The following is a 21,054-nucleotide window of genomic DNA, read 5'->3' as shown; positions in this document are numbered from 1 at the left end:
CAGCTGTGACGAATGATCTTTCGGAGGAGGCGTGGCACAGCGCCGGCCCACGATGCACGACGTCGCGCGGGCAGCAGGGGTGAGCCCCGCGACCGTGTCCCGGGTGGTCAACAACGAACGCTACATCCGCGAGGAGACCCGCGCCGCGGTCGAGCGCGCCATCGCCGACCTGGGCTTTCAACGCAACGAGGCCGCGAGGTCGCTGCGCCCCGGGCAGAACACCGACACCATCGCCCTGGTCATCGACGACGCGGCCAACCCGTTCTGGTCGGCGGTCACCGACGGCGCCGAAGAGATCGCCCGCCGCCACCAGCACATGCTCGTGGTGGCCAGCACCCGGAAGAGCTACGAGCGCGAACGCGACCTGCTGCGCGACCTGGTGCTCCGCCGCCGGGTCGACGGCCTGCTCGTGGTGCCGGCCGCGCACACCCAGCACGAGCTGCACACCGAGCTGGGGCGCTGGGCGCCGATGGTGTTCCTCGACCGGACGCCGTCCGGGGTGCCCGCCGACGCCGTCGTGCTCGACAACCGGGGCGGCACCCGGGGCGCGGTGGAGAGCCTGATCGCCCAGGGCTGCCGGCGGATCGCCTACATCGGCGGCGACCCCAACGTGACCACCGGGAAGCATCGGCTGGCCGGCTACCGGGAGGCGCTCAAACGGGCGGGCCTCCCCTACGACCGGGCCGTCGTCCGGCTCAACGCCCACACCGTCCGCGACGCCCACGACGCCGCGACCGAACTGCTCTGCTCGACCGCGACGCAAGGCATCGACGCGATCTTCGCCGACAACAACCGCATGTGCGTGGGCCTGCTGCACGCCCTGCACGAGATCCAGCCGGCCGAGACGATCGCCGTGGCCGCCTTCGACGACGTCGAGCTGGCCGACCTGCTCCCTCACCCGGTCGCGCTGGTCACCTACGACGCCACCGCCTTCGGCGCGCACGCCGCCGAGCTGCTGTTCGCGCGGATGGGCGGCGCACACGGCCCGCCCCGGCGCTCGGTGCACCGCACCACCCTGCTCATCCGCGGCGGCGCCCCGGCCTGACAACTGACCGGCATGTCCGGCGTCGCGCGGGGTATTCCCCCGCCATGCGTATCGGCTACTTCCTGTCATGTGAGGAATACACCCCCGCCCAGCTCATCGAGCAGGCCAAGGCCGCCGAGGAGGCCGGCTTCCAGAGCCTGTGGATCTCCGACCACTTCCACCCGTGGAACGACGAACAGGGCCAGAGCCCATTCGTGTGGTCGATCATCGGCGCGCTCAGCCAGGTCGTCAACATCCCGATCACCACGGCCGTGACCTGCCCGATCATGCGGATCCACCCGACCATCACGGCCCAGGCCGCGGCCACCAGCGCGGTCATGCACGACGGCCGGTTCGTGCTCGGGGTGGGCACCGGCGAGGCGCTCAACGAGCACATCAACGGCGACCGGTGGCCCTTCGCCGACGAGCGGCTGGAGATGCTCGAGGAGGCGATCGAGGTGATGCGCGAGCTGTGGAAGGGTGATTTCGTCACCCACCGTGGCCGGCACTACCAGGTCGACCAGGCGCGCATCTACACGCGGCCGGCCGAGCCGCCGGCCGTGTACGTGTCGGCCTTCGGGCCCAAGGCGATCGAGCTGGCCGCCCGGGTCGGCGACGGCTACGTCTCCACGATGCCCGACGGCGACCTGGTTCGTAAGTTCCGCGAGCTGGGCGGTGGGGACAAGCCCGTACAGGGCGGGTTCAAGGGCTGCTGGGCTCCGACCGAGGCCGAGGGGGTACGCGAGGCGCACCGCCTGTGGCCCAACAGCGGCGTGCCCGGCGAGCTGTCCCAGGTGCTGCCGTCACCACGGCACTTCGAGCAGGCGTCCCAGCTGGTCACCGAGGACATGGTGCGTGACGCGATCGTGTGCGGGCCCGACCCGGCCGGGCACGCCGCCCAGCTCCAGGCGTACGAGAAGGCCGGCTTCGACGAGGTGTACATCGCCAACATGGGTTCGCACTACACCGAGCTGATCGACCTGTACCGGCGCGAGTTCCTGTAGGCCGTCCGACCCCCTGGTGGGAGCAGACCGACGCCGAGCGCCGGGAGCGCTGGGAGCAAGGACCGCGCGACTGATCTTTACTGGGCGTCGCCGATCGGCGAGACTGCGGAGATGGGCGAGGTCTTTCCGATGCCGGCCGTGGGTGATCTCTTCACCGACATGCGCGGCGGCGACCGAAGGATGCGGGTCAGCTACCACGAGGACCGCGGCGCGGTCGTGGTGTCGCTGTGGGCCGACACCGTGTGCAAGGGCACCTTCCAGCTCGGCGTCCCGGACGTGAGCCGGCTGGTCGCGTTGTTGTCCCACGTCGAGCGGTCGGCCGCCACCCCGTCGGTGCCCGACGACGTCGTGGAGACGTCCCCGCCGCCGGACCAGACGGGCGATGTGAGCCGGACGCCACGGGTGGCCTGAGGTCATTCGCGCAGGGTGTAGCGCAGGAAGCCGCTGTGAGGCGTGTATTTGTCGTACAGCGCGCGGGCCCGGTAGTTCGTCTCACGGGTGTGCCAGTAGAGCGCCGACCAGCCGCGCGCCGCGGTCTCGGCGCGCAGCCAGTCGATGAGGGCGGCGCCGACACCGCCGGCCCGGGCGTCCGGGTCGACGAAGAGATCCTGCATGAGGCAGACCGGATCGAGCGCCGAGGTGCTGTCGTGCACGACGAGGCCAACGCTAGAGGTGTTTGCGGGCCATCCACTGCCAGACGTGCTGGCCGTTGTGGCTGGGGTCGTTGCGGGCCACGTAGATCCAGGACCAGTGGCCGGGGAAGCGGTAGCCGTTCCAGGTGACCGTGTCGTAGAGGCTCATGATCGAGCCGGGGATCACGTCGTGGGCGTGGACGGTGTTCGGGTTGGGCGGGACCGTGGTGTCGTCGCGGGAGGCGACCAGCCAGGTCGGGGTGTCGATGGCGGCCAGTTCGGCGTCGGTGAAGCGCTCCTGGACGACGGCGCAGATCGGCACCGAGGACGCGAACGTGTCCGGGTACTCGGTGGTCATCTTCAGGCTCATGAAGCCGCCGTTGCTGCAGCCGACCACGTGGATGCGGTCGGTGTCGATCTGCTGCGTGCGTACCACAGCCTTGATGATCTCGAGGATCTGCGGCGCGTAGCGGTCGCCGTCCTCCAGCCAGAACGACTGACTCTGGGGGGCGACCACGTACGCGTCGCCGAAGATCCGCTGCGCCTCGGGGGTGACGAAGCCCAGGGCGCCACGGTTGGCGCGCAGCTGCGTCTCGTTGTCGTAGTAGGCGGGCAGCGACCCGCCCTCTCCCCCGCCGTGCAGCCAGACGATCAGCGGGCGCTTGCCGGCGTGGCGCACCGGCGAGTAGAGCCGATACTTCATGCCCGAGCGGGAGGTGCGGTAGCTGAACGAGTCGACCTCGGGATTGACCAGCCGGCCCTGCACGAACTCGCTGACCGTGACCGAGCGGCCGTCACGCAGCCGGATCGGCGCGTTCTGGGTGATCGTGTAGGTCAGGTCGAAGCGCACGTTGCGGCCCCGGGCCGCGGCCCAGCCGAGCGTGGCGCCGCCGGTCTGGCCCTCGGCGTAGCTCAGCTCCAGCACGATGTCGCCGGCGTTGTCGACCTTGACGGCGGTCACCGCGCGGTCGAGGTCGTACGTGCCCAGCACGGTGTCGCCGGCCGCGAGCGGGCTGCTGGCCTTGGCGTGCACGGTGAAGCTGCCGGTGGTGAGGCTGGACCGGTCGATCGGGCCGAGCTTGGCCGCGGCGAGCGTGATCGAGACGACCTGCTCGCCGCCGTCGAGCACCTCGGCGTCGAGGCGGAACCGGAGCTTCCGGCTGATGGACGGCGCCGCCTGGGCGAGAGCGGCGCCGGGCAGGGCGAGGCCGGCGACGGCACCCGCGCCCACGGCCAGAACGGAACGACGACTGACGGCCACAGAAGACTCCTCGTCGTGATCATTGTGTTTCCAGCGTGTTGCATCGAGATCGGTCTATCACAGATCCACTGAGCACCGGAAGAGTCAGCCGACGGGGTCGAACTTCGGGTTCTGGATCCAGTCGCCCAACTTCCCGTTGGCGTCGACCGGATAGGCCCCGGCGATGTAGCGCAACTTGACGCCGCCCGGGAAGGCGATCTCGTTCTCGTTGGGTTTGGGCGGTGTGAGGCCGATGTTCGCCAGGGTCGCCTCGACGTCGATGCCACCCGGCACGATCAGGGTGTAGCGGTAGGTCGGCTTCGGCCAGTCCCTCTGCAGCTCCGGGTTGCGCGTGGTGCCGACGAACGCGGAGCGGTTGTGCGCGGGCGGTTCGAACACATACCGGCCGAGGTCCACGTTGGTCGCGTCCCGGGGGCCGAACCCCTGCTTGAAGATGTCCTCCGGGTTGCGCGCGTCCACGCGGTAGAGCGGCTCGGCCGAGTCCCGCCAGACCGGCGTCGGCTGGATGTCGTCCACCGCGACGCTGTCGTTGACGGCCACCGCGAGCCGCGGGTCCGGCGGCGGGGCGACCACGCCGTCGAGCTGGCGGCCGGCCTCCTCGAACGCCTCGTCGACGGGGTTCCCGGGCCCGAAGATCCCGTCACCGAACTCGTCGATCTTCTCGCCGAACGCGTTGACGCCGTCCTGCAGGTCGTCGAGCCAGCCCGGCGTGAGGCCCGCCTCGTCGAGGGTGTTCCAGCCCTCGTTCGCGGTGTCCCGGAGCCAGTCCTCGGCGGCCTCGCCCGCTTCGTACAGGCCCTCACCGACGTTGTTGGCGCCCTTGGCCACGCTCTCGAAGAAGCCGTCTTCGTCGTCGTCCCCGGGTCCCCCGGACATCGCGTCGGCGTTGGCGGCGAGCACCCCGTTGAGATTGGTGGCCACACCGGCGGCGAAGTCGTTCTGGAAGGTCGTCCGCAGCGGCTCGGGAAGCAGGCTCATCAACCCGTACAGGGGCGCGTTGGCCGCGATGCTGTTCACGTACTCCGTCTTCGTACCGCGGACGGCCTGCTCGAACCTCGAGGCGCGGGCCGCGGCCGTACCCATCCCCGAAGCCAGCGCGTGCCACCGGCCGGTGTCCTGCACCTTCGCCGAATAGTCCTGCCCCACCTGGTCGGGCCAGCTCGCCAGCGACATCCGGCCGGCGCCCTCGACCCCCGTCGCGGCCGTCGTCAACGCGTCCCGCGCGCCCGCCCACCCCGTGGCCAGCTGCGCGACCACATCCTCATCGGTCTCCGGCCACTCGACCATGCCCTCGACCGCGGTCCACAACCCGAACCCGTCCGCCGGACGTGCGATCCCCATCCCTCGATTGTGGAGATTTCCGGGCCTCGCCCCGGCCGGTGGCCGGTTGCGGTCAGGCGCGCGCGGCCAGGTCGGCGCCCGGGATCGTCACACTGACCGGCCCACCCGGGTTGAGCTGCAAGGACTTGCCGGCCAGCGCGGCGGCGATCTCCCGGCCGGTGCGCCGCTGCCACTGCGTCCAGGCCGGCGGCAGCGCCTGCTCCGAGGTGTACGCCTGCACCGTCCCGTCCCGCACGTAGAGGTCGGTGCCGCCGGGCTCCCGCGCGAACAGGAACAACTCCCCGTCCAGGACCGCGTCCAGCAACGACTCCTCCGGCCCCGTGTTGGTGGCGGCTCGCTGCAGGGCGGCCTCCAGGGCATTCCCGGGTACGGGCAGACGGAGCGCCTGCGGCGACGGACGGTAGTTCGGGTTGGCGCGGTACTCGCCCAGCTCACCGGCGGCGTCCACGTGGAAGCCGCCCCGGACCGCCCAGCCCGGCACCCGCCCGTCCGGGTCGACGGCGGGATCGAGCACGTACAGCCACGCGCCGGGCTGCCGGCGGGCCCGTTCACGCAGCTCGTCGGTGATCTCCGGCGGCCCGCTCAGCTCGGCCGGAAGGTCGGGTTCGGGATCCACTCGCCCAGGTTTCCTCTCTCGTCTCAGGGGTCCACCGGCCGTACGCGTAGGAAGCCCCGCGCCGCATTGTCCTCGCCCTGGTCGTACAGGTCGGCGCAGACGTGACCGAGGCCGGCCATGTCGGCGCAGGTGCCCGGCACCCCGGCGGCCGACTGTTTCATCGCCTCCGCGGCCTCGTACTGCCGCTGGAAGATGTCGGCCAGGGTACCCGTGCGGATGCCGCCCTCGCCGGTCGTGATCATCGTGTGCTGGGCCCCCCAGGCGGTGCCGAACTCCCGCCCGTGCCCGTCGATCCGGTCCATCGCCGACCGATCGGCGGTGTACCGATCCAGGCCGTCCGGGCTGGTCATCGGAACGCCTTGACCTGGTGCAGGAACGGATCGAAGTCCAGGTCGGCCTCGCGTGCCGTGGCGCCGGCCGGCAGCAGGTCACGCACCAGCTCGAACACCTGCCGCTGAGCATCCGCGGTGGCCGCCTCGAGCGTGGCGGTGATTCCCCGGGCCAGGGCCCGCGAGTCGGGTTGCCGGTAGATGCGCGGATCGAGCCGCAACTCCCGCAACTCACCACGCGCCCCGACCACCACCATGATCAGCCCGTCCGGCGACTCGGCGCGGGCACTGATTCCCGCCATGCCCTGCTGCACGGCCCGCACCGAGTCGGCGAGCCGCCGAATCCTCGACTCCTCCATGCCGTCGAGTGTGGAGATCCCCGGGCGCGGGTCACCGGCGTTGGCCGGTTGCGGTCACCGACGTCTCGGTGTCAGGGCTCCAGAACTACTGCGACCAGACCGGAATCAGTTCCCACACACAGCAGACCGCCCGGGGCGAGCGCCAGTTCCGTGATCGACGCCTCCAGGTTGAGTTCGGTCATCAGGCGCTCGCTGGTCAGATCCCAGATCCGCACCGCGCCGTCTTCACTGGCCACGCAGAGCAGGTCTCGGCCGGCCAGGCTGCACGCCAGGAGGTCGTTGATGTACAGGGGATGCCTCGTGAACGGGACCGTGACCGGCTCACCGGTCCGGACCGCGGGCCGCGGCCCGGTGCTGGGTCTCCAGGTCGGTGCCGAGCGGCGGCAGCTTCCTGCCGTTGCCCGCTCCGCCCGGTGACGGCGGTGAGCGCCGCCGGCAGCGCCTTGGCGAAGGCCTTGTCGTACGCCGGCTCCTGCGACCGCGCGGACGTCAGGAACCAGAGGTTCGTCCACTGATCGCCGGACAGGGCCTTCGCCACCCGCCGCAGAGCGATCTGCCCGGCCTCGGCCGCGCCCGCGCCGCCGTAACAGGTGTCGATGATCAGCAGGAGATGGCGGACTCCCCCGTTGACCAGGACGCGCACCAGTTCCTCGGTGGGCAGTGCCGTCCCGGCGGGGTCGTCGGGATCGGTGTCCCAGCACATCAGGTAGTGCCGGTCGTCGACGACACCGTGGCCGGCGAAGTAGACCACCAGAAGATCGTCGCCGATGGACTCGTCGCGGCACCAGAATCTCAGCCGTTGCCGGATGGAGTCGGCGGACTCGTACTCGCCGAGGCCACGCAGCGCCTGGCGGTATCCGAAGTCCGCGAACACACGGGCCACCGCCTCAAGGTCGTGGTCAACGCCGGGGAGTGGCGCTGCCCCCGGCTCGCGGAACCGGCCCGTCCCCAAGGTGATGACATATCGTCGCTGCTCCGAGTCATTCACCTTCCTGTCTGACGAACGGCTCGGCTATTGACAGACGTCACTGGTCGATCGTTGGATGTTACCTGGAGGTAACATCATGATCACCGCGTTCGTCACGGCCCTGGTTCTGGCGGTTCCGCTGGCCGGCGGGGGTGCCCCCGAGGCCGCGTGCGCGGCGCCGACCCCGAGCGCCACCCAGCCGGGATACCTGGTGGCCGATCCGCGGTGCGACCTCGACGGCACGCCGTTCGTCGCGCTCGACGGCGCGACCGTGCACACCGGCATCCACCGGGGCGCGGCCTACCGGATCGAGGTGCCGCGGCGCTGGAACGGCCAGCTGGTCGACTATGCCCACGGCTATCGCGGCACCGGCGCCGTGGTCTACGTCGACAATCCGGCGTTGCGGGCCCACTACATCGCCCGCGGGTTCGCCTGGGCGGCCTCGAGCTACGCGACCAACGGCTACGACGTGGGCCAGGGTGTTCGCGACGCCTCGGCGCTGATCGACGTGTTCCGGCAGGTCACCGGGCGGCGGGCGAAGGCCGTCTACATGACCGGGGCGTCCATGGGTGGTCACGTCACGGCCGTGGCCATCGAGAAGCACCCGTCGGCGTTCGCCGGGGCGATGCCCTACTGCGGCGTGCTCGGCGACACCCGGCTGTTCGACTACTTCCTCGACGCGAACGTCACCGCCGCCGCGCTGGCCGGCGTCCCCATCGATTTCCCGCTCCGGCCACCGGCCGACTACCCGGATCAGTGGCGCGCCCAGGTGAACCGCGTCCTGCCCGCCCTGGGCGTCAGCACCGGACGGCCGCCGGCCCTGACCGCCGCCGGTCGCACCTGGTCGGAGGTGGTGGAACGGCGCTCCGGCGGGGTGCGGCCGGGCTTCGACGGCTCATTCGCGTACTGGAACGCCGTGCCGTCCCTCGCGCCGCTCAGCGACCTGCCGTTCCTCTTCGGCCTCTATCCCGGGCTCACCGGCGGCACCTCGAACATCGCCGACGGCAACGTCACCGACAACCGGTCGACGGTCTACCGCAGCACCGACCGGCTCTGGCCGACCCCGGCCGAGTGGCGGCTCAACGCCGAGGTGCTGCGGGTGCGGCGGACCGACTCGGCCGACCCCGGGCTCAGCGGCGTCCCCCGCGTCAACGGCAAGCCGCCCGTGCCGGTGCTGTCGATGCACGACATCGGCGACCTGTTCGTCCCGTTCTCGATGGAGCAGGTCTACGCCCAGCGCGCCGCCGCGAACGGCCGCTCCCGCCTGTTCGTGTCCCGCGCCGTCCGCGGCGTCGGCCACTGCGACTTCACCCAGCCCGAACTGCAGAAAGGCTTCGACGACCTGGTGACCTGGGTACGCACGGGCCACCGCCCCGGCGGCGACGCGATCCTCGACCGCCGGGTGGTCGCCGGCCCCCGCTTCGGCTGCCGCTACACCGTCGGCACCCGACCCGCCTTCGTGGCGCCCGCCTGCTGACCATCCGCGCCCGGCTGATCGATAATGGCCGTATGGCCAACCTCGTCCTCGACGTCGAACAGCCGTCCCGACCGGCGCTGAGGCTGGAGGTCGCCGGGCGCGGGCTGCTGGTGCTGCGTCACGACGACACGGTCACCCTGATGGCCCGGGTCGACGACAACCACTACGGCGTCGAGTACGCGATGACCGGTCACTACCGCTCGCCGGTCCCACCCATCCGGGCCGCACACGCGGCGGCTGTCGGTGCCGCATCGCCGGCCCGGTGGGCGTACCATTTCGCCGCCTCCTTGACCGGCGGCCCGTTGCACACCGGCCGCTGGGCGATCAGTGTCGAGGTCCCCCGCCTGCGCCCGACCGAGAGATGGGCCGAACTACTGCTGCCCCAGCCCCAGGGTGAGATCGACTGGTTCATGGACAACGGAGCCTGGCAGATCCTGCCGCTTCATCCGCTGGCGAGCGTGGACGCCGGTCGGGTCAAGGCGTACCGGAAGCAGGCCAGGGACGGAATCCTGCCGCCCGTCCTGCTGTGGTGGGTCAGCGGGCTCGACTGCTACGTCGTGTTGGACGGCCACGACCGGCTCGTCGCGGCCCTCGCCGAAGACCGCGAACCGCCGCTGCTCGCCCTCTCCTCGGTCGACACCGATCAGGTCGCCCGCGACACCGAGGACGCGCTGAGCCGCTACACGACAACCACGCAAGGCCTGGACCGCCAGATCACCGCCGGCAGCCCGGGCGCCGAGGCCGCCCTCGTCGCCGTCGACCGCAGGCTCGCCGACACCCTGCAAACCATCGAATCCCGCTACGGCACCACCCGCGCTTGGCCACTGCGCGGCGGCACCCCACAGTGGAACGCCCTGGCCCGGGAGCACTTGCCCGCCTGGCCCTCAGGACTCATCGGCCTCCAAGCCTGAGGTGAACAGCAGTTCCTCGTCCGGGGCGGGATCGGGGAAGCGAGGCGTTGACGCGGCGATCCGCTCGGCGAAGTTGGGGTGCGCGGTGGCCAAAGCAGCTGCCGGACGGAAGACTGGTGCGATGGTGGAGTCATGACGGCGGCGACGCGGCTCGCGCGCGTCGTCGTGGTGCCCGACCCGGACGCCGACGCGCAGGAGCGGGACGAACTCGTGCGGCGGCTGCGCGCCGAGGTGGCCGAGCAGGAGTTCGACCTCGTCGCCGATCCGGCGGCCGGGCCCGTGCCGGACGGCGCCAAGGCCGCCGACCCGGCCGGTGTGGACTCCCTGATCATCGCGCTGGCCGCGTCGGGCGGGGTGCTGACCAGCCTGATCGCCGGGCTGGACACGGGCGACGCCGACATCGACGGCGACGGCCTCGTCTCGGTCGACGACGCGCACGAGTACGTGCGGCACCGGCTGGCCGGCCAGCCACAGCGGCAGAGCCCGCGCAAGTGGGAGTTCGACGTGCAGGGCCGGATCGTGCTCGCCCGCTCGGCCGTTCGACCGCGGCGGTCCCTCCGGCCGCGGCACCGCCGGCCGTTCTGCCTCCGCGCCCGTGGCAAGCCGACGACGGTCCGGGCATACCCGTGGTCCGCCGGCCGGGCTGGTGGGCCACGCTCGCGCTGATGGCGATCAGCACCGCCCTGGCCTCGGCGACGCCGTCGTGGCCGCGGCCATCGCCGGTTGCGCGTGGGGAGTCGCCTACACGGTGGCGGAGGTGGTCGGTGGCCGGACGTCGGCGCGCCGGCACGAGCCATTCCTGCGCTGGGCGCAGTCGCTCGGCACGGTGGCCATCCCGTCCGGGCCGCGTCAATTCCTGCGCGGGCTGGCCGAATCGGTCCCGCTGAACGTCGGTCTCGCTCTGGCCGTGTCCGGGGCGACCGCTGCTCTCGCCTCCCCGTGGTTCGACTCCGAGGGCCGGAAACACCTGTTCCAGCTCACCTTCGTCGTGCTGGCCACCGTGCCGGTAGCGGTGTATCTGCGCCGCTCGAAGAGGCCGAACTGACCGCGATCAGAAGGTGGCGATCGGGTTGACGGGGCTGCCGGAGGTGCCGGCGAGGCGGACCGGGGCGACGGCGAGGTGGAAGTCCCACTGGGCGAGGTCGGCCGCCGTTGTCGCGCAGGCCTCCAGGTCGCAGTTGTCGAGCAGCCACAGGCCCATCGCGACGAGGCTGACGGCGTGGACCGGCATCAGGACGTCGTCGTACCCGGATGGTTGAACGTCCTGCGGGGTGTCGGCGCCGATCAGGGCGACCTCCCGGTCGCGGAACCAGGGCAGGCAGGACGCGTGCCAGCCGGCCTGGGTGATACCGCCGGCCGGGCCGTTCTCGTGCCGGGCCCGGCCGTAGCCGGTTCGCAGGAGCACCGCGTCGCCGGATCGGACGCGCACGCCCTGGCGGCGTTCGGCCTCCTCGAGATCCTCGGGGTGCACGCCCTCGCCGGGTTCCAGCCACGGCACGTCGCGGACCTTGGCCACGTCCAGCAGGACCCCGCGCGTGACGATTCCGTTCGCCGCCGCCGTGACGGCCGCCCACGCCGATCCGGTTGTGGCGTCGACCAGGGAGTGTGGCCGGCCGTTGTACATCGCGCCGTCCCAGAAGAGGTGGCACGGCGAGTCGAGGTGGGTGAGCGTGTTGCCGTGGAACATGAGGCCGAGCCGCTCGTTCGAGAAGCCCCAGCGCCGGTCGGCGTGGAAGGCGGGCGGCATGTTCTCGGCGCCCGGCATGTCGGCGGCGCACGGGCACGTCGTGGTCGACCGCTCCATGTCGTCCGGCACGCCGACCTCCCAGGCACAGGACACGCTCCGGCCGTGGCGGACGGCCCGGGCCGCGGCCAGGCGGACGTCGTCGGTGATCAGGTTCAGGGTGCCGAGCTCGTCGTCGTCGCCCCACCGTCCCCAGTTCGACAGGGTGTCGAAGTACCCGAGCACGTCGTCCTGGGTGGGCATCACGTGGGTAGGTTAACGCGAGTAGGCCGCTGTGCCCCGGACACGCCCGGGGCACAGCGGCGGAGCGTCACAGCCAGGGGCCGGGGCGCCAGCCGGTGGTGGCGGACCGGGTTCCGGCGGCGGGCACGTCCTCGGGCGACGGGCCCTGACAGAACCGGTCGCGGGCCGGGAGCTGGCCGCTGACCAGGAACCCGGTGGCGATGGCGTCGGTGCACGGGCCGGACCGGATGCCGTAGATGCCGTGACCGCCGGCGTTGACGGTGACGAACGCGGCCCGGTGGCCGAGGGCCCGGCGCAGGCCGTACCCGTTGCGGTAGGAGGTTGCCGGGTCGCGCAGGTTCTGCAGGATCAGGACGTTGCGCGGTCCCCGGTCGGTCACCTTGACGGGCGGCTCGACCGGCCGGTGGGCCCAGAACGCGCAGGGCCAGATGTTGGCGGGCATGCCGGCCGTGGCCGGGTAGGCGCGGCGGCTGGCGGCGGAGGCGCGGGCGTACACGTTGGTGTCACGCGGCCAGCTCACGTCGCCGCAGACGATCCCGTACAGCACGGCGAGCGAGTTGTCCCAGGCCGGCTCGGCGAGGGCGGCCCCGGCCGTGGGCGGGCTCGCCGGATCCGAGAACTCCTGCCAGAACCGCGCGAGATCACCGAAGGACCGGTCGTCGTAGAGGCCACCGCGGGTCTGCTCGCGGAAGATGTTGCCGGTGATGGTGATCCCGGGCAGTTCGACCGGCGAGTGGTCCAGCCGCCGGGCGATCCGGTAGTAGGTGCGTTCGACCTCCCGCGGCGTGGCGCCGAGGTGGTAGACGTCGTCGCGGGCCGCGGCCCACTTGGTGAAGTCGGGCAGCCGCAGCGCCACCGCCTCACCCCAGCTGCTCCAGACGCCGTACCACACCCGGGCCGGGTCGACCGCGCTGTCCAGCACGATCCGGTCGGTGCGCTGCGGGAACAGCGAGACGTAGACCGCGCCCAGGTACGTGCCGTAGGAGTACCCGAGGTACGAGAGCTTCGGCTCGCCGAGCGCGGCGCGGATGCTGTCCATGTCGCGGGCGGTGTTGGCGGTGGTGATGTGCGGCAGCAGGTCGCCGGCGGTGGCGGCACACCGGCGCGCGGTGTCGCGGGCGAAGGCGATGTTGCGGTTGATCGAGCCGTCCGGCGCCGGATAGGGCAGGACCAGGTCGAACGTGGTGGTGTCGGGCAGGTCGCAGCTGATCGGCGTGCTCTGACCCACGCCGCGCGGGTCGAACCCGATCAGGTCGTAGCGGTCGAGGACGTCGGCGGGCAGGGTCTCGGCGAGGAACAGCGGCATGTCCAGGCCGCTGCCGCCGGGACCGCCCGGGTTGAGCAGCATGATCCCGCGGCGTTTGGCCGGGTCGGCCGCCTTGAGCCGGGAGACGGCGACGGTGATCGACCGGCCGCGCGGGGCCCGGTAGTCGAGCGGCACGCGCAGGTCGGCGCACTCCAGACCGGTGCCGGGCGCGCCGGCGCACGGCGCCCAGCTCGGGCCGGGGGCGGCCTGTGCCGCCGTGGCGGGAGCGAGCGGTACGAGGACGGTGGCGGTGACGAACAGAGCGAGCATCCGTTTCATCGAGATACCTCCATCTCTGCGATGGTGTCGCATCGCCGCCACCGGACCCGAGCTGGGGTTAGGCTCCCGGGATGATTGATCGAATGCCATTCGGCGCGACCGGGCACGAGTCGAGCCGGGTGATCTTCGGCGCCGCGGCCCTGGGCAGCGTCACCAAGGCCGACGCCGACCGCACGCTCGACCTGCTGCTGCGGCACCACATCAACCACATCGACGTCGCCGCCGGCTACGGCGACGCCGAGCTGCGGGTGGCGACCTGGCTGCGCCGTCATCCGGGCGAGTTCTTCCTGGCGACCAAGACCGGCGAGCGGACCTACCGCGGCGCGCGGGAGGAGATCCGCCGGTCGCTGGACCGCCTCGGGGTCGACCGGATCGACTCGATCCAGCTGCACAATCTCGTCGACGTCATCGAGTGGGAGACCGCGCTGGGGCCGAACGGCGCTCTCGAGGCGGCGATCGAGGCGCGCGAGGAGGGTCTGGTGCGCTTCATCGGCGTGACCGGGCACGGGTTGTCGGTGCCCGAGATGCACCGCCGCAGCCTGGAGCGGTTCCCGTTCGACTCCGTGCTCGCGCCCTACAACTTCGCCCAGATGGGCGACCCGCGGTACGCGGAGACGTTCGAGGCGCTGGCCGCGGTGTGTGCCGAGCGGCAGGTCGCGCTGCAGACGATCAAGAGTCTGGCGTTGCGTCGCTGGGAGGGCCGGCCCAAGTCGGCGTCCACCTGGTACGAGCCGCTGCGTGATCAGGCCGACATCGACCTGGCTGTGCACTGGGTGCTCGGCCGCCCGGAGGCGTTCCTGCTGACCACCGGCGACGTGGAGATCCTGCCGCGGCTGCTCGACGCGGCCGAGCGGTACCAGCAGCGCCCGTCCGACGCGGCGATGGGCGACCTGGTGGCGCGGCGTGAGGTGGAGCCGCTGTTCGTCTGACGGATTCCGGCCTTCTCAGCCGGGACGGGCCGCGCCCGGTGAGACGCGGCCCGCACCAGGTCCCGTCGATCAGCCGCTACGACGGTTGCCGTACTGGCGAGGGCTCTGCACGGTGCCGGATCGCCCGACGCCGTGGCCCTTCGTACCCCCGGCGTGGGTGGGGGTGCCCTTGCCCTTGGACCGCCGCGCCGCCCGGTTCTCGAAGGGCTGCGGCAGCTCCTCGGATTCCGCCTCGGCGTCGGCGGTGGGTTCGGCGTCGCTGGTGGCGTCGGTCATCAGTGTCTCCTCGTGCTGTTCCGGACCGGACTGCTCGCTGCGGACCGTGAAGCATGGTCGCGCGATAAGCAGACGGTAGCGTGCACGCTCAGGTGATCACGGTGAGGTCGGCGGTGAAGTCGCGGTCCAGGGGAAAGACCGGGCGAAGAACATTCCGGTACGCCAGCCGGGCCAGATGCTGGTCGACGCCGCCCGGCGTGAGCGCGAGCATCCAGTCCCCCGCCGCCTCGAACAGCTCCGGCTCCAGGTAGCCGATCTTCACGGTGACCAGGTCGGCCGACCGCACGTCGACGCCGAGCCGCTGGTAGGAGGCCAGCAGGCGGTACTGCATGCGCCGTGAGGTGAGAAAGACACTCAACCCGGCGATGCGTACGCTGACGCAGCGCCCGCCGTCCGGGTCGTCGGCGACGGCCTCCAGGACGCCGTCGAGCTGGACCGGGCCGGGGTCGCGGCCGTCGATCCGCCCACCGGCCGTCACCCGCACCGGCGAGCCGATCGCCACACCGTCGAGTGACGCGACCGCGGCCGGGTCGGCCAGCGACGCGAAGACCGCCCGCCGTGACGAGTCGCGGGCCAGCATCCGCGACAGCGCGTAGGTGACGTCGTCGGCCCCGCCCGCGCCGGGGTTGTCGCCGGAGTCGCTGATGAAGAACGGTCGCCGGGCATCCGGGGCCAGGGCGGCGTCGAGGCACTCGTCCATCGTGCCGGTGGGCGCGACGAACGCGAACTCGTCCCGCGCGGCCCAGAACCGCTCCCCCAGCTCCCGGGCGGCGCCGGCGACCGCGGCCCGGTCGTGGCCGGTGACCACGACGGCGCCCCGGCAGCGGGGCTGGTCGGCCCAGGCGAATCCGATCCAGACGGCCGCGTCGATGATCTCGGGCCGCGCGGTGAGCGCCGGGATCCGGGCGTAGAGCCCCCGGGCCGGCTCGTCGCGGGTGCTGGTCTGCTCGCCCGGCAGCAGGATCGGCACGTGGACGAGGGCCTTGTGCGGGCGTGACCCGCGGCGCAGTGCCTCGACCAGGTTGCGGGCGGCGCGCTCGCGGGTCTCCCACACGTCCACGTGCGGGGCGGTGCGATAGCAGGTGAGCAGGTCGCAGGCGTCGAAGAGCACCCGGGAGACGTTGCCGTGCAGGTCCATCGCCGTGGAGATCAGCGGCTCCGGACCGATCGCCGTCCGGATCGCGGTGACCAGGTTGCCCTCGGCGTCGTCGAGCCCGGGAACGCTCATCGCGCCGTGGAAGTCGAGCAGGAAGCCGTCCACCGGTCCGGCGGCGGCGATCTCCTCCTTCCAGGCGTGGTAGGCCGACGCCTCGACCGCTCCGCCGGGAAGCGCCCGGGCGTGCACCAGCGGCACCCACTCGACGCCGGACGCCCAGGGCGCGGTCAGCCAGTCGTAGCGGGCCAGCAGCTCGGAACCCCGGGTTACCTCGAAGTCGGCGGCGGTGCTCAGGTGGGGCGAGAACGTGCTGGACTCGATGTGGATGCCGCCGACGGCGATGCGCATACGCGGGCTCCTCAGGACGGGCGCACGTCGGCGCTCGACCGCAGCAGATGCCCGAGGCCGGTCAGGGCCGCGTCGGGGCCGGCGGTGCTGGCCTCGATGGTCAGCGACCCGGTCAGCGACGGCAGGCAGCGCTCGTAGAGCACGCCCTTGGCGGCGGCCACGTAGACGCCCAGGCTGGACAGCGCGCCGCCGATGACGACGGCGTCGGGGTTGAGGAAGTTGACCAGGCCGCTGAGGGCCACCCCGAGCAGGCGGCCGGCCTCGCGCACAGCGGCGACGACGGCCGGATCGCCGTCGTGGACGGCCACGATGAGCTCGCCGAGTCCTGGTGAGCCAAGGCCGGGCGAGCCGACGCTGGCCGAGCCGAGCTGGCGGGTCAGGGCGGCGCCGCTGGCCACGGTCTCCAGGCAACCGCGGCTGCCGCAGGAGCACTGCCGTTCGCCGCTGTCGGCGACCCGCACGTGGGTCACGTCGCCGCTGAGGCCGCCACCGCCGCGGAAGATGCGGCCGCCGGTGACCAGGCACGCGCCGATGCCCGTACCCGCCTTCACATAGATCATGTCGTCGGTGTCGTAGCCCCGGGTGACGTACTCGCCGATCGCCGCCGCCTTGGCGTCGTTGTCCACGAGCATCGGCCCGTCGAAGCGGTCGAAGGCGACCGACAGGTGTTCGGCCGGGTCGACGCCGCTCCAGCCGGGCATCCGGGCCGGACCGACCACGCGTCCGCTCGGGAACTCGACCGGGCCGGGCAGCGCCACCCCGACACCGAGCAGCGGCTCGCCGGCGACCAGGGAGGCGAACGTGCGGAAGACGGCGGCGGGACCGTCGGCGATGTCGATCGGCACCTCTTCGACCCCGCGCAGCACCCCGCCGGCCTGGTAGAGCCCGACCCGGGCGTGCCGGCCGCCGAGCTCGGCGACGGCGTACACCCCGTCGGTGTCGCGCAGGCGCAGGATCCGCGGCCGGCGGCCCCCGGTGGACCGGCCAACGCCCTCCTCGAGCACGACGCCCTCTTCGAGCAGCCGGCGCACCACGGCGGTGACGGTGGAGGGGGCGACCTGGAGCGCGTCGACGAGGTCGCTCCGCGAGGTGGCCGCGCCACTGGCCAGCAGCCCGAGCGCCTGCGCGCGCAGCGTGGCGGGGATCGATGGGGGCACGGTCGCCAACTTCGGTCGGAGCGGCCAGAGGCTTTGAACGTAGCACGGCAGAAGTAACCGAAATAAGTGTCTATTTTTCGTTGACCTGAAACTTTGGTGGGCTTACGTTCTCGGCGTCACGTATGGGAGGAACGGTCATGAGAAGACTGTTGGCGGCGGCCGGTGCGATCACCTTGGCCGCGAGCCTCACGGCCTGCACCGGCGGGACGACGCCGGATGACGGCCAGGGCGCGAGCAAGGACAGCGCGACCGTGGCCTTCCGTACACCCAACTGGATCTTGCCGATCTCGGCGCCCGGCTTCACCCAGGGCGAGAACGCGATCTTCACCCAGGCCCAGTACCGGCCGTTGTACGCCTACCGGCTGGACGGCTCGGCGCAGTACAACATCGACGCGCGGCGCTCGCTGGCCGAGGCGCCGGTGGTCAGCAACGGTGGCAAGACGCTGACCATCACGCTGAAGGACAACAAGTGGTCCGACGGCACCCCGCTCACGACCAAGGACGTGCAGTTCTGGTTCGAGCTGGTGAGCGCCAACAAGGACAAGTGGGCGTCGTACCGCAAGGGTGGCTTCCCGGACAACGTCACCAAGTGGTCGGTGACGAACGACAAGACGCTCGTGCTGACCACGACGACGGCATACAACACCGCGTGGTTCGTGGACAACCAGCTCAACCGCATCACTCCCCTGCCCGCGCACGCGTGGGACAAAGAGGGTCAGGCGAGCAAGCCCGAGGGTGCGAAGAAGGTCTTCGAGACGCTCACCGCGGCGGCCAAGGACCCCAAGACGTACGACTCCAACCCGCTGTGGAAGACCAACAGCGGCCCCTGGAAGCTGGCCCGGTACGTGCCCAACGGCGAGGTGACCCTGGCCGCGCAGCCCACCTACACCGGCGCCGACAAGCCCAAGCTGGCCACCGTCGTGCTGCGGCCGTTCACCGGTGACGACGCCGAGTTCAACGTGCTGCGGGCCGGCCAGATCGACTACGGGTACGTGCCGGCGGCCAACGTGTCGCAGAAGTCGTACCTGGAGTCCAAGGGCTACCGGGTCGCGCCCTGGTACGGCTGGTCCATCACCTACCTCCAGCTCAACTACCACAACCCGAGGAGCGGGGCGCTGTTCAAGCAGCCCTACCTGCGGCAGGCCATGCAGATGCTGATCGACCAGCCGTCGATCAGCAAGGTGATCTGGTCCGACACCGCCGCCCCGACCTGCGGGCCGGTGCCGCCGAAGCCGGGCACCACCGGTGCCACCGGCTGCGCCTACACGTTCGATCCGGCCGCCGCCAAGCAGCTCCTGGAGACGCACGGCTGGAAGGTCACCCCGGACGGGCAGACCACCTGCCAGGCCGCCGCCCAGTGCGGCGAGGGCGTGACCGCGGGCCAGGCGCTGACCTTCACGGTGACCAGCCAGACCGGGTTCGCCGCCACCACCAAGATGTTCGCCGAGATCAAGTCGCAGATGGCCAAGCTCGGCATCACGCTGGACATCAAGGAGGTCCCCGACTCGGTGGCGGTCACGCCGGCCTGCAAGCCGGCCGACGCGACCTGCACCTGGGACATGTCGTTCTTCGGCTCGCAGGGCAGCTGGTACTACCCGGCGTTCGCCAGCGGCGAGCGGCTGTTCGCCACCGACGCCCCGGTGAACCTGGGCAGCTACAGCAACCCCGAGGCCGACCGGCTGATCGACGCCACCCAGTTCGCGGCCGGCGACGGCGCGAGCGAGCTCACGGCGTACAACGACTTCCTGGCCAAGGACCTGCCGGTGCTGTGGATGCCGAACCCGGTCTACCAGACCTCGGCCTACCGCTCGGGTCTGCAGGGTGTCGAGCCGCAGGACCCGATGAACGCCATGTACTTCCAGGACTGGTCCTGGAAGTAGCCATGGTCAGGTACCTCGTCACCCGGGTGGGGCAGGCGATCGTGGTGATCCTGCTGGTCACGGTGATCGCCTTCCTCATCCTGCACCTGCTGCCGGGCGGCGCCGCGCGGGCCACGCTCGGCAAGGAGGCGACGCTCGACCAGCTCGCCTCGTTCAACCACGAGATGGGCTACGACCGGCCCTGGTTCCAGCAGTACGGGATGTACCTGCTGCGGCTGGGGCGCGGCGACTTCGGCTACTCGTACCAGCTGAACCAGTCGGTGGTCGAGGCGATGGCCCAGCGGCTGCCCAAGACCATGGTCCTGTCGCTGCTGTCGACACTGCTGGCCGTGGTCGTGGCGATCCCGCTGGGCGTGATCCAGGCGGTACGGCGCAACCGGCCGGCCGATTACGTCATCACGTCGCTGTCGCTGCTGGCGTACGCGACACCGATCTTCTTCATGGGTCTTCTGCTGATCATCCTGTTCTCGCAGACCTGGCCGATCCTGCCGCCCGAGGCGCCGCAGGGCTTCACGGTGGGTGAGATGCTGGCCGACCCGGCCGGGCTGGTGCTGCCCGTGGTCACGCTGGCCATCGTCACCATCGCGGTCTACTCGCGCTACGTACGCTCGTCGATGGTCGACAACCTCAACGAGAACTACGTGCGGACCGCGCGCGGCAAGGGCCTGCCGGAATGGCGGGTGGTGCTGGTGCACACCCTGCGCAACGGGCTGTTCCCGGTCATCGGGCTGCTCGGTATGTACCTGCCCGCCCTGTTCAGCGGCGCGCTGGTGGTCGAGTCGCTGTTCAACTTCCCGGGCATGGGCCAGCTGTTCTGGCAGGCCGCCCTGAAGCGTGACTTCCCGGTCCTGCTCGGCGTCACCGTCGTCATCACGATCGCGACGATCGCCGGATCGCTGATCGCCGACCTGCTCTACGCGGCCGCCGACCCCCGGGTCCGGCTGCGCCGGGGCGCCTCATGAGCACCCTCGTCCCGCTGCGGCGCGGCCTCGGCGTCTTCGCGGAGAACCGCCTGGCCGTGGTCGGCGCCGGCATCTTCCTGGCCCTGGCCGCCCTGTGCTTCCTCGGCCCGCTGTTCTGGACCACCGACCAGGTGCACACCGACCTCGCCTCGGTGCACCTGCCGCCCGGGCCGGGACATCCGCTCGGCACCGACGGCGTCGGCTACGACCAGCTCGGCCGGCTCATGCTCGGCGGCCAGACGTCGATCATCGTCGGGCTGGCCGCCGGCCTGCTGGCCACCGTCGCCGGCACGATCTGGGGCGCGGTCGCCGGGTTCGCCGGCGGCTGGGTCGACGCGGCGATGATGCGGGTGGTCGACGCGATGATGTCGATCCCGGCGCTGTTCCTGTTCATGCTGCTCGCCGCGATCGTCACCCCGAGCGTCACGATGCTGATCGTGATCATCGGCGCGTTCGCCTGGCTGGGCCCGGCCCGGCTGGTCCGCGGCGAGGCGCTGAGCCTGCGCTCCCGCGAGTACGTGCAGGCGATGCGGGCGATGGGCGGCACCGGCGGGCGGGCGGTACGCCGCCACATCGTCCCCAACGCGATCGGCACGGTGATCGTCAACGCCACCTTCCAGGTCGCCGACGCGATCCTCTACGTGGCCTACCTGTCCTTCCTCGGCCTCGGCGTGCCCCCACCCGCGGCGAACTGGGGCGGGATGCTCTCCGACGGCCTCGCCGACACCTACAGCGGCCACTGGTGGCTGCTCTACCCGCCCGGCATCGCCATCGTCCTGATCGTGCTCGCGTTCAACTTCATCGGCGACGGGCTGCGGGACGCGTTCGAGGTCCGGCTGCGCCGGCGCTGAAG

General features: G+C 71.5%; 24 protein-coding genes. 11 read left to right on the top strand and 13 right to left on the bottom strand.

The genetic code is table 11. The features are described from left to right. Positions 1-31: 31 nt before the first annotated feature. From AB0M54_RS44470 to AB0M54_RS44460, 3 genes are all read left to right on the top strand, one after another. Entirely contained in the window at positions 32-1,045 is a 1,014-nt protein-coding gene (locus AB0M54_RS44470; RefSeq protein WP_364317963.1) for a LacI family DNA-binding transcriptional regulator, read from the top strand. Positions 1,046-1,089: 44 nt separating this feature from the next. Next, positions 1,090-2,028 carry a TIGR03557 family F420-dependent LLM class oxidoreductase gene (locus AB0M54_RS44465; protein ID WP_364317965.1) on the top strand — a complete coding sequence of 313 codons (939 nt, stop codon included), beginning with the start codon at positions 1,090-1,092 and terminating at the stop codon, positions 2,026-2,028. 111 nt (positions 2,029-2,139) lie between these two features. After that, positions 2,140-2,439 (top strand): hypothetical protein, encoded by a 300-nt coding sequence (locus tag AB0M54_RS44460; RefSeq protein WP_364317967.1) that lies wholly within the window; start codon positions 2,140-2,142, stop codon positions 2,437-2,439. Between the two features lie 2 nt (positions 2,440-2,441). Here the strand turns inward: AB0M54_RS44460 and AB0M54_RS44455 are convergent, their stop codons facing one another. From AB0M54_RS44455 to AB0M54_RS44420, 8 genes are all read right to left on the bottom strand, one after another. Continuing rightward, complete coding sequence (locus AB0M54_RS44455; protein WP_364478722.1) at positions 2,442-2,681, bottom strand: GNAT family N-acetyltransferase; 240 nt, start codon at positions 2,679-2,681, stop codon at positions 2,442-2,444. Between the two features lie 13 nt (positions 2,682-2,694). After that, on the bottom strand, positions 2,695-3,921 hold the full coding sequence (locus AB0M54_RS44450; RefSeq protein ID WP_364317970.1) for a prolyl oligopeptidase family serine peptidase: 1,227 nt from the start codon (positions 3,919-3,921) through the stop codon (positions 2,695-2,697). A gap of 84 nt (positions 3,922-4,005) precedes the next feature. Then, positions 4,006-5,262, bottom strand: a complete 1,257-nt coding sequence (locus AB0M54_RS44445) for a hypothetical protein (protein ID WP_364478719.1) — start codon at positions 5,260-5,262, stop codon at positions 4,006-4,008. A gap of 52 nt (positions 5,263-5,314) precedes the next feature. Further along, positions 5,315-5,878: a type VII secretion system-associated protein gene (locus AB0M54_RS44440; protein WP_364317973.1), complete on the bottom strand. Its 564-nt coding sequence runs from the start codon at positions 5,876-5,878 to the stop codon at positions 5,315-5,317. Positions 5,879-5,901: 23 nt separating this feature from the next. Next, positions 5,902-6,228 carry a hypothetical protein gene (locus tag AB0M54_RS44435; RefSeq protein WP_364317974.1) on the bottom strand — a complete coding sequence of 109 codons (327 nt, stop codon included), beginning with the start codon at positions 6,226-6,228 and terminating at the stop codon, positions 5,902-5,904. Next, the gene (locus tag AB0M54_RS44430; RefSeq protein WP_364317975.1) at positions 6,225-6,566 is read right to left on the bottom strand and encodes a YbaB/EbfC family nucleoid-associated protein; all 342 of its coding nucleotides are present in this window, start codon (positions 6,564-6,566) and stop codon (positions 6,225-6,227) included. Before AB0M54_RS44430 ends, AB0M54_RS44435 begins: the two co-directional genes overlap by 4 nt. A gap of 71 nt (positions 6,567-6,637) precedes the next feature. Continuing rightward, positions 6,638-6,802 (bottom strand): hypothetical protein, encoded by a 165-nt coding sequence (locus AB0M54_RS44425; RefSeq protein ID WP_364317976.1) that lies wholly within the window; start codon positions 6,800-6,802, stop codon positions 6,638-6,640. After that, positions 6,763-7,554 (bottom strand): caspase family protein, encoded by a 792-nt coding sequence (locus AB0M54_RS44420; protein WP_364478716.1) that lies wholly within the window; start codon positions 7,552-7,554, stop codon positions 6,763-6,765. Before AB0M54_RS44420 ends, AB0M54_RS44425 begins: the two co-directional genes overlap by 40 nt. Positions 7,555-7,630: 76 nt before the next feature. Here AB0M54_RS44420 and AB0M54_RS44415 point away from each other — a divergent pair, with 76 nt between their 5' ends. The 4 genes from AB0M54_RS44415 to AB0M54_RS44400 all read left to right on the top strand — a co-directional run bounded on the left by AB0M54_RS44415 (position 7,631) and on the right by AB0M54_RS44400 (position 10,966). Then, positions 7,631-9,010 (top strand): phthalyl amidase, encoded by a 1,380-nt coding sequence (locus tag AB0M54_RS44415; RefSeq protein WP_364317978.1) that lies wholly within the window; start codon positions 7,631-7,633, stop codon positions 9,008-9,010. Between the two features lie 32 nt (positions 9,011-9,042). Next, positions 9,043-9,921 carry a hypothetical protein gene (locus AB0M54_RS44410; protein ID WP_364478713.1) on the top strand — a complete coding sequence of 293 codons (879 nt, stop codon included), beginning with the start codon at positions 9,043-9,045 and terminating at the stop codon, positions 9,919-9,921. Positions 9,922-10,053: 132 nt separating this feature from the next. Beyond that, complete coding sequence (locus tag AB0M54_RS44405; RefSeq protein WP_364478710.1) at positions 10,054-10,587, top strand: hypothetical protein; 534 nt, start codon at positions 10,054-10,056, stop codon at positions 10,585-10,587. A 37-nt stretch (positions 10,588-10,624) separates the two neighbouring features. Then, positions 10,625-10,966 (top strand): hypothetical protein, encoded by a 342-nt coding sequence (locus AB0M54_RS44400; protein ID WP_364478707.1) that lies wholly within the window; start codon positions 10,625-10,627, stop codon positions 10,964-10,966. Positions 10,967-10,972: 6 nt separating this feature from the next. Here AB0M54_RS44400 and AB0M54_RS44395 read toward each other — a convergent pair whose 3' ends face one another. Both AB0M54_RS44395 and AB0M54_RS44390 read right to left on the bottom strand, forming a co-directional pair. Beyond that, the gene (locus AB0M54_RS44395) at positions 10,973-11,908 is read right to left on the bottom strand and encodes a cyclase family protein (RefSeq protein ID WP_364478749.1); all 936 of its coding nucleotides are present in this window, start codon (positions 11,906-11,908) and stop codon (positions 10,973-10,975) included. A gap of 67 nt (positions 11,909-11,975) precedes the next feature. Further along, the gene (locus AB0M54_RS44390) at positions 11,976-13,493 is read right to left on the bottom strand and encodes an alpha/beta hydrolase (protein ID WP_364317982.1); all 1,518 of its coding nucleotides are present in this window, start codon (positions 13,491-13,493) and stop codon (positions 11,976-11,978) included. Positions 13,494-13,576: 83 nt separating this feature from the next. Here AB0M54_RS44390 and AB0M54_RS44385 point away from each other — a divergent pair, with 83 nt between their 5' ends. Next, positions 13,577-14,422: an aldo/keto reductase gene (locus AB0M54_RS44385; RefSeq protein WP_364478704.1), complete on the top strand. Its 846-nt coding sequence runs from the start codon at positions 13,577-13,579 to the stop codon at positions 14,420-14,422. Positions 14,423-14,491: 69 nt separating this feature from the next. Here AB0M54_RS44385 and AB0M54_RS44380 read toward each other — a convergent pair whose 3' ends face one another. The 3 genes from AB0M54_RS44380 to AB0M54_RS44370 form a co-directional block, all read right to left on the bottom strand. Further along, on the bottom strand, positions 14,492-14,698 hold the full coding sequence (locus tag AB0M54_RS44380; protein ID WP_364317985.1) for a hypothetical protein: 207 nt from the start codon (positions 14,696-14,698) through the stop codon (positions 14,492-14,494). Positions 14,699-14,786: 88 nt separating this feature from the next. After that, a complete protein-coding gene (locus AB0M54_RS44375) occupies positions 14,787-16,202 on the bottom strand; it encodes a M81 family metallopeptidase (RefSeq protein WP_364478701.1) in 1,416 nt (471 codons plus the stop codon). 11 nt (positions 16,203-16,213) lie between these two features. Continuing rightward, the gene (locus AB0M54_RS44370) at positions 16,214-17,359 is read right to left on the bottom strand and encodes an ROK family transcriptional regulator (RefSeq protein ID WP_364478698.1); all 1,146 of its coding nucleotides are present in this window, start codon (positions 17,357-17,359) and stop codon (positions 16,214-16,216) included. A 137-nt stretch (positions 17,360-17,496) separates the two neighbouring features. On the opposite strand from AB0M54_RS44370, the gene AB0M54_RS44365 reads away from it, so the two are divergent. Genes AB0M54_RS44365 through AB0M54_RS44355 form a run of 3 tightly spaced genes read left to right on the top strand, consistent with a single transcriptional unit; the run spans position 17,497 to position 21,052 of the window. Continuing rightward, positions 17,497-19,239 carry a peptide ABC transporter substrate-binding protein gene (locus tag AB0M54_RS44365; protein WP_364478696.1) on the top strand — a complete coding sequence of 581 codons (1,743 nt, stop codon included), beginning with the start codon at positions 17,497-17,499 and terminating at the stop codon, positions 19,237-19,239. A 2-nt stretch (positions 19,240-19,241) separates the two neighbouring features. Further along, positions 19,242-20,201: an ABC transporter permease gene (locus AB0M54_RS44360; protein WP_364478694.1), complete on the top strand. Its 960-nt coding sequence runs from the start codon at positions 19,242-19,244 to the stop codon at positions 20,199-20,201. Then, the gene (locus tag AB0M54_RS44355) at positions 20,198-21,052 is read left to right on the top strand and encodes an ABC transporter permease (RefSeq protein ID WP_364317990.1); all 855 of its coding nucleotides are present in this window, start codon (positions 20,198-20,200) and stop codon (positions 21,050-21,052) included. The genes AB0M54_RS44360 and AB0M54_RS44355 overlap by 4 nt, the downstream gene beginning before the upstream one ends. Positions 21,053-21,054 lie beyond the last annotated feature (2 nt).

The sequence above is a fragment of the Actinoplanes sp. NPDC051470 genome (genome assembly GCF_040682035.1).
Taxonomy (GTDB): domain Bacteria; phylum Actinomycetota; class Actinomycetes; order Mycobacteriales; family Micromonosporaceae; genus Actinoplanes.
The sequence above is the reverse complement of the archived record's forward strand: the minus strand, read 5'-3'. Positions and strand labels throughout refer to the sequence as shown.

Bases quoted from the DNA above. Each gene is read 5' to 3' on its own strand.
- AB0M54_RS44465 (WP_364317965.1), top strand. From the start codon at position 1,090: ATGCGTATCGGCTACTTCCTGTCATGTGAGGAATACACCCCCGCCCAG.
- AB0M54_RS44460 (WP_364317967.1), top strand. From the start codon at position 2,140: ATGGGCGAGGTCTTTCCGATGCCGGCCGTGGGTGATCTCTTCACCGAC.
- AB0M54_RS44445 (WP_364478719.1), bottom strand. From the start codon at position 5,262: ATGGGGATCGCACGTCCGGCGGACGGGTTCGGGTTGTGGACCGCGGTC.
- AB0M54_RS44435 (WP_364317974.1), bottom strand. From the start codon at position 6,228: ATGACCAGCCCGGACGGCCTGGATCGGTACACCGCCGATCGGTCGGCG.
- AB0M54_RS44430 (WP_364317975.1), bottom strand. From the start codon at position 6,566: ATGGAGGAGTCGAGGATTCGGCGGCTCGCCGACTCGGTGCGGGCCGTG.
- AB0M54_RS44415 (WP_364317978.1), top strand. From the start codon at position 7,631: ATGATCACCGCGTTCGTCACGGCCCTGGTTCTGGCGGTTCCGCTGGCC.
- AB0M54_RS44410 (WP_364478713.1), top strand. From the start codon at position 9,043: ATGGCCAACCTCGTCCTCGACGTCGAACAGCCGTCCCGACCGGCGCTG.
- AB0M54_RS44405 (WP_364478710.1), top strand. From the start codon at position 10,054: ATGACGGCGGCGACGCGGCTCGCGCGCGTCGTCGTGGTGCCCGACCCG.
- AB0M54_RS44395 (WP_364478749.1), bottom strand. From the start codon at position 11,908: ATGCCCACCCAGGACGACGTGCTCGGGTACTTCGACACCCTGTCGAAC.
- AB0M54_RS44390 (WP_364317982.1), bottom strand. From the start codon at position 13,493: ATGAAACGGATGCTCGCTCTGTTCGTCACCGCCACCGTCCTCGTACCG.
- AB0M54_RS44385 (WP_364478704.1), top strand. From the start codon at position 13,577: ATGCCATTCGGCGCGACCGGGCACGAGTCGAGCCGGGTGATCTTCGGC.
- AB0M54_RS44380 (WP_364317985.1), bottom strand. From the start codon at position 14,698: ATGACCGACGCCACCAGCGACGCCGAACCCACCGCCGACGCCGAGGCG.
- AB0M54_RS44375 (WP_364478701.1), bottom strand. From the start codon at position 16,202: ATGCGCATCGCCGTCGGCGGCATCCACATCGAGTCCAGCACGTTCTCG.
- AB0M54_RS44365 (WP_364478696.1), top strand. From the start codon at position 17,497: ATGAGAAGACTGTTGGCGGCGGCCGGTGCGATCACCTTGGCCGCGAGC.
- AB0M54_RS44360 (WP_364478694.1), top strand. From the start codon at position 19,242: ATGGTCAGGTACCTCGTCACCCGGGTGGGGCAGGCGATCGTGGTGATC.
- AB0M54_RS44355 (WP_364317990.1), top strand. From the start codon at position 20,198: ATGAGCACCCTCGTCCCGCTGCGGCGCGGCCTCGGCGTCTTCGCGGAG.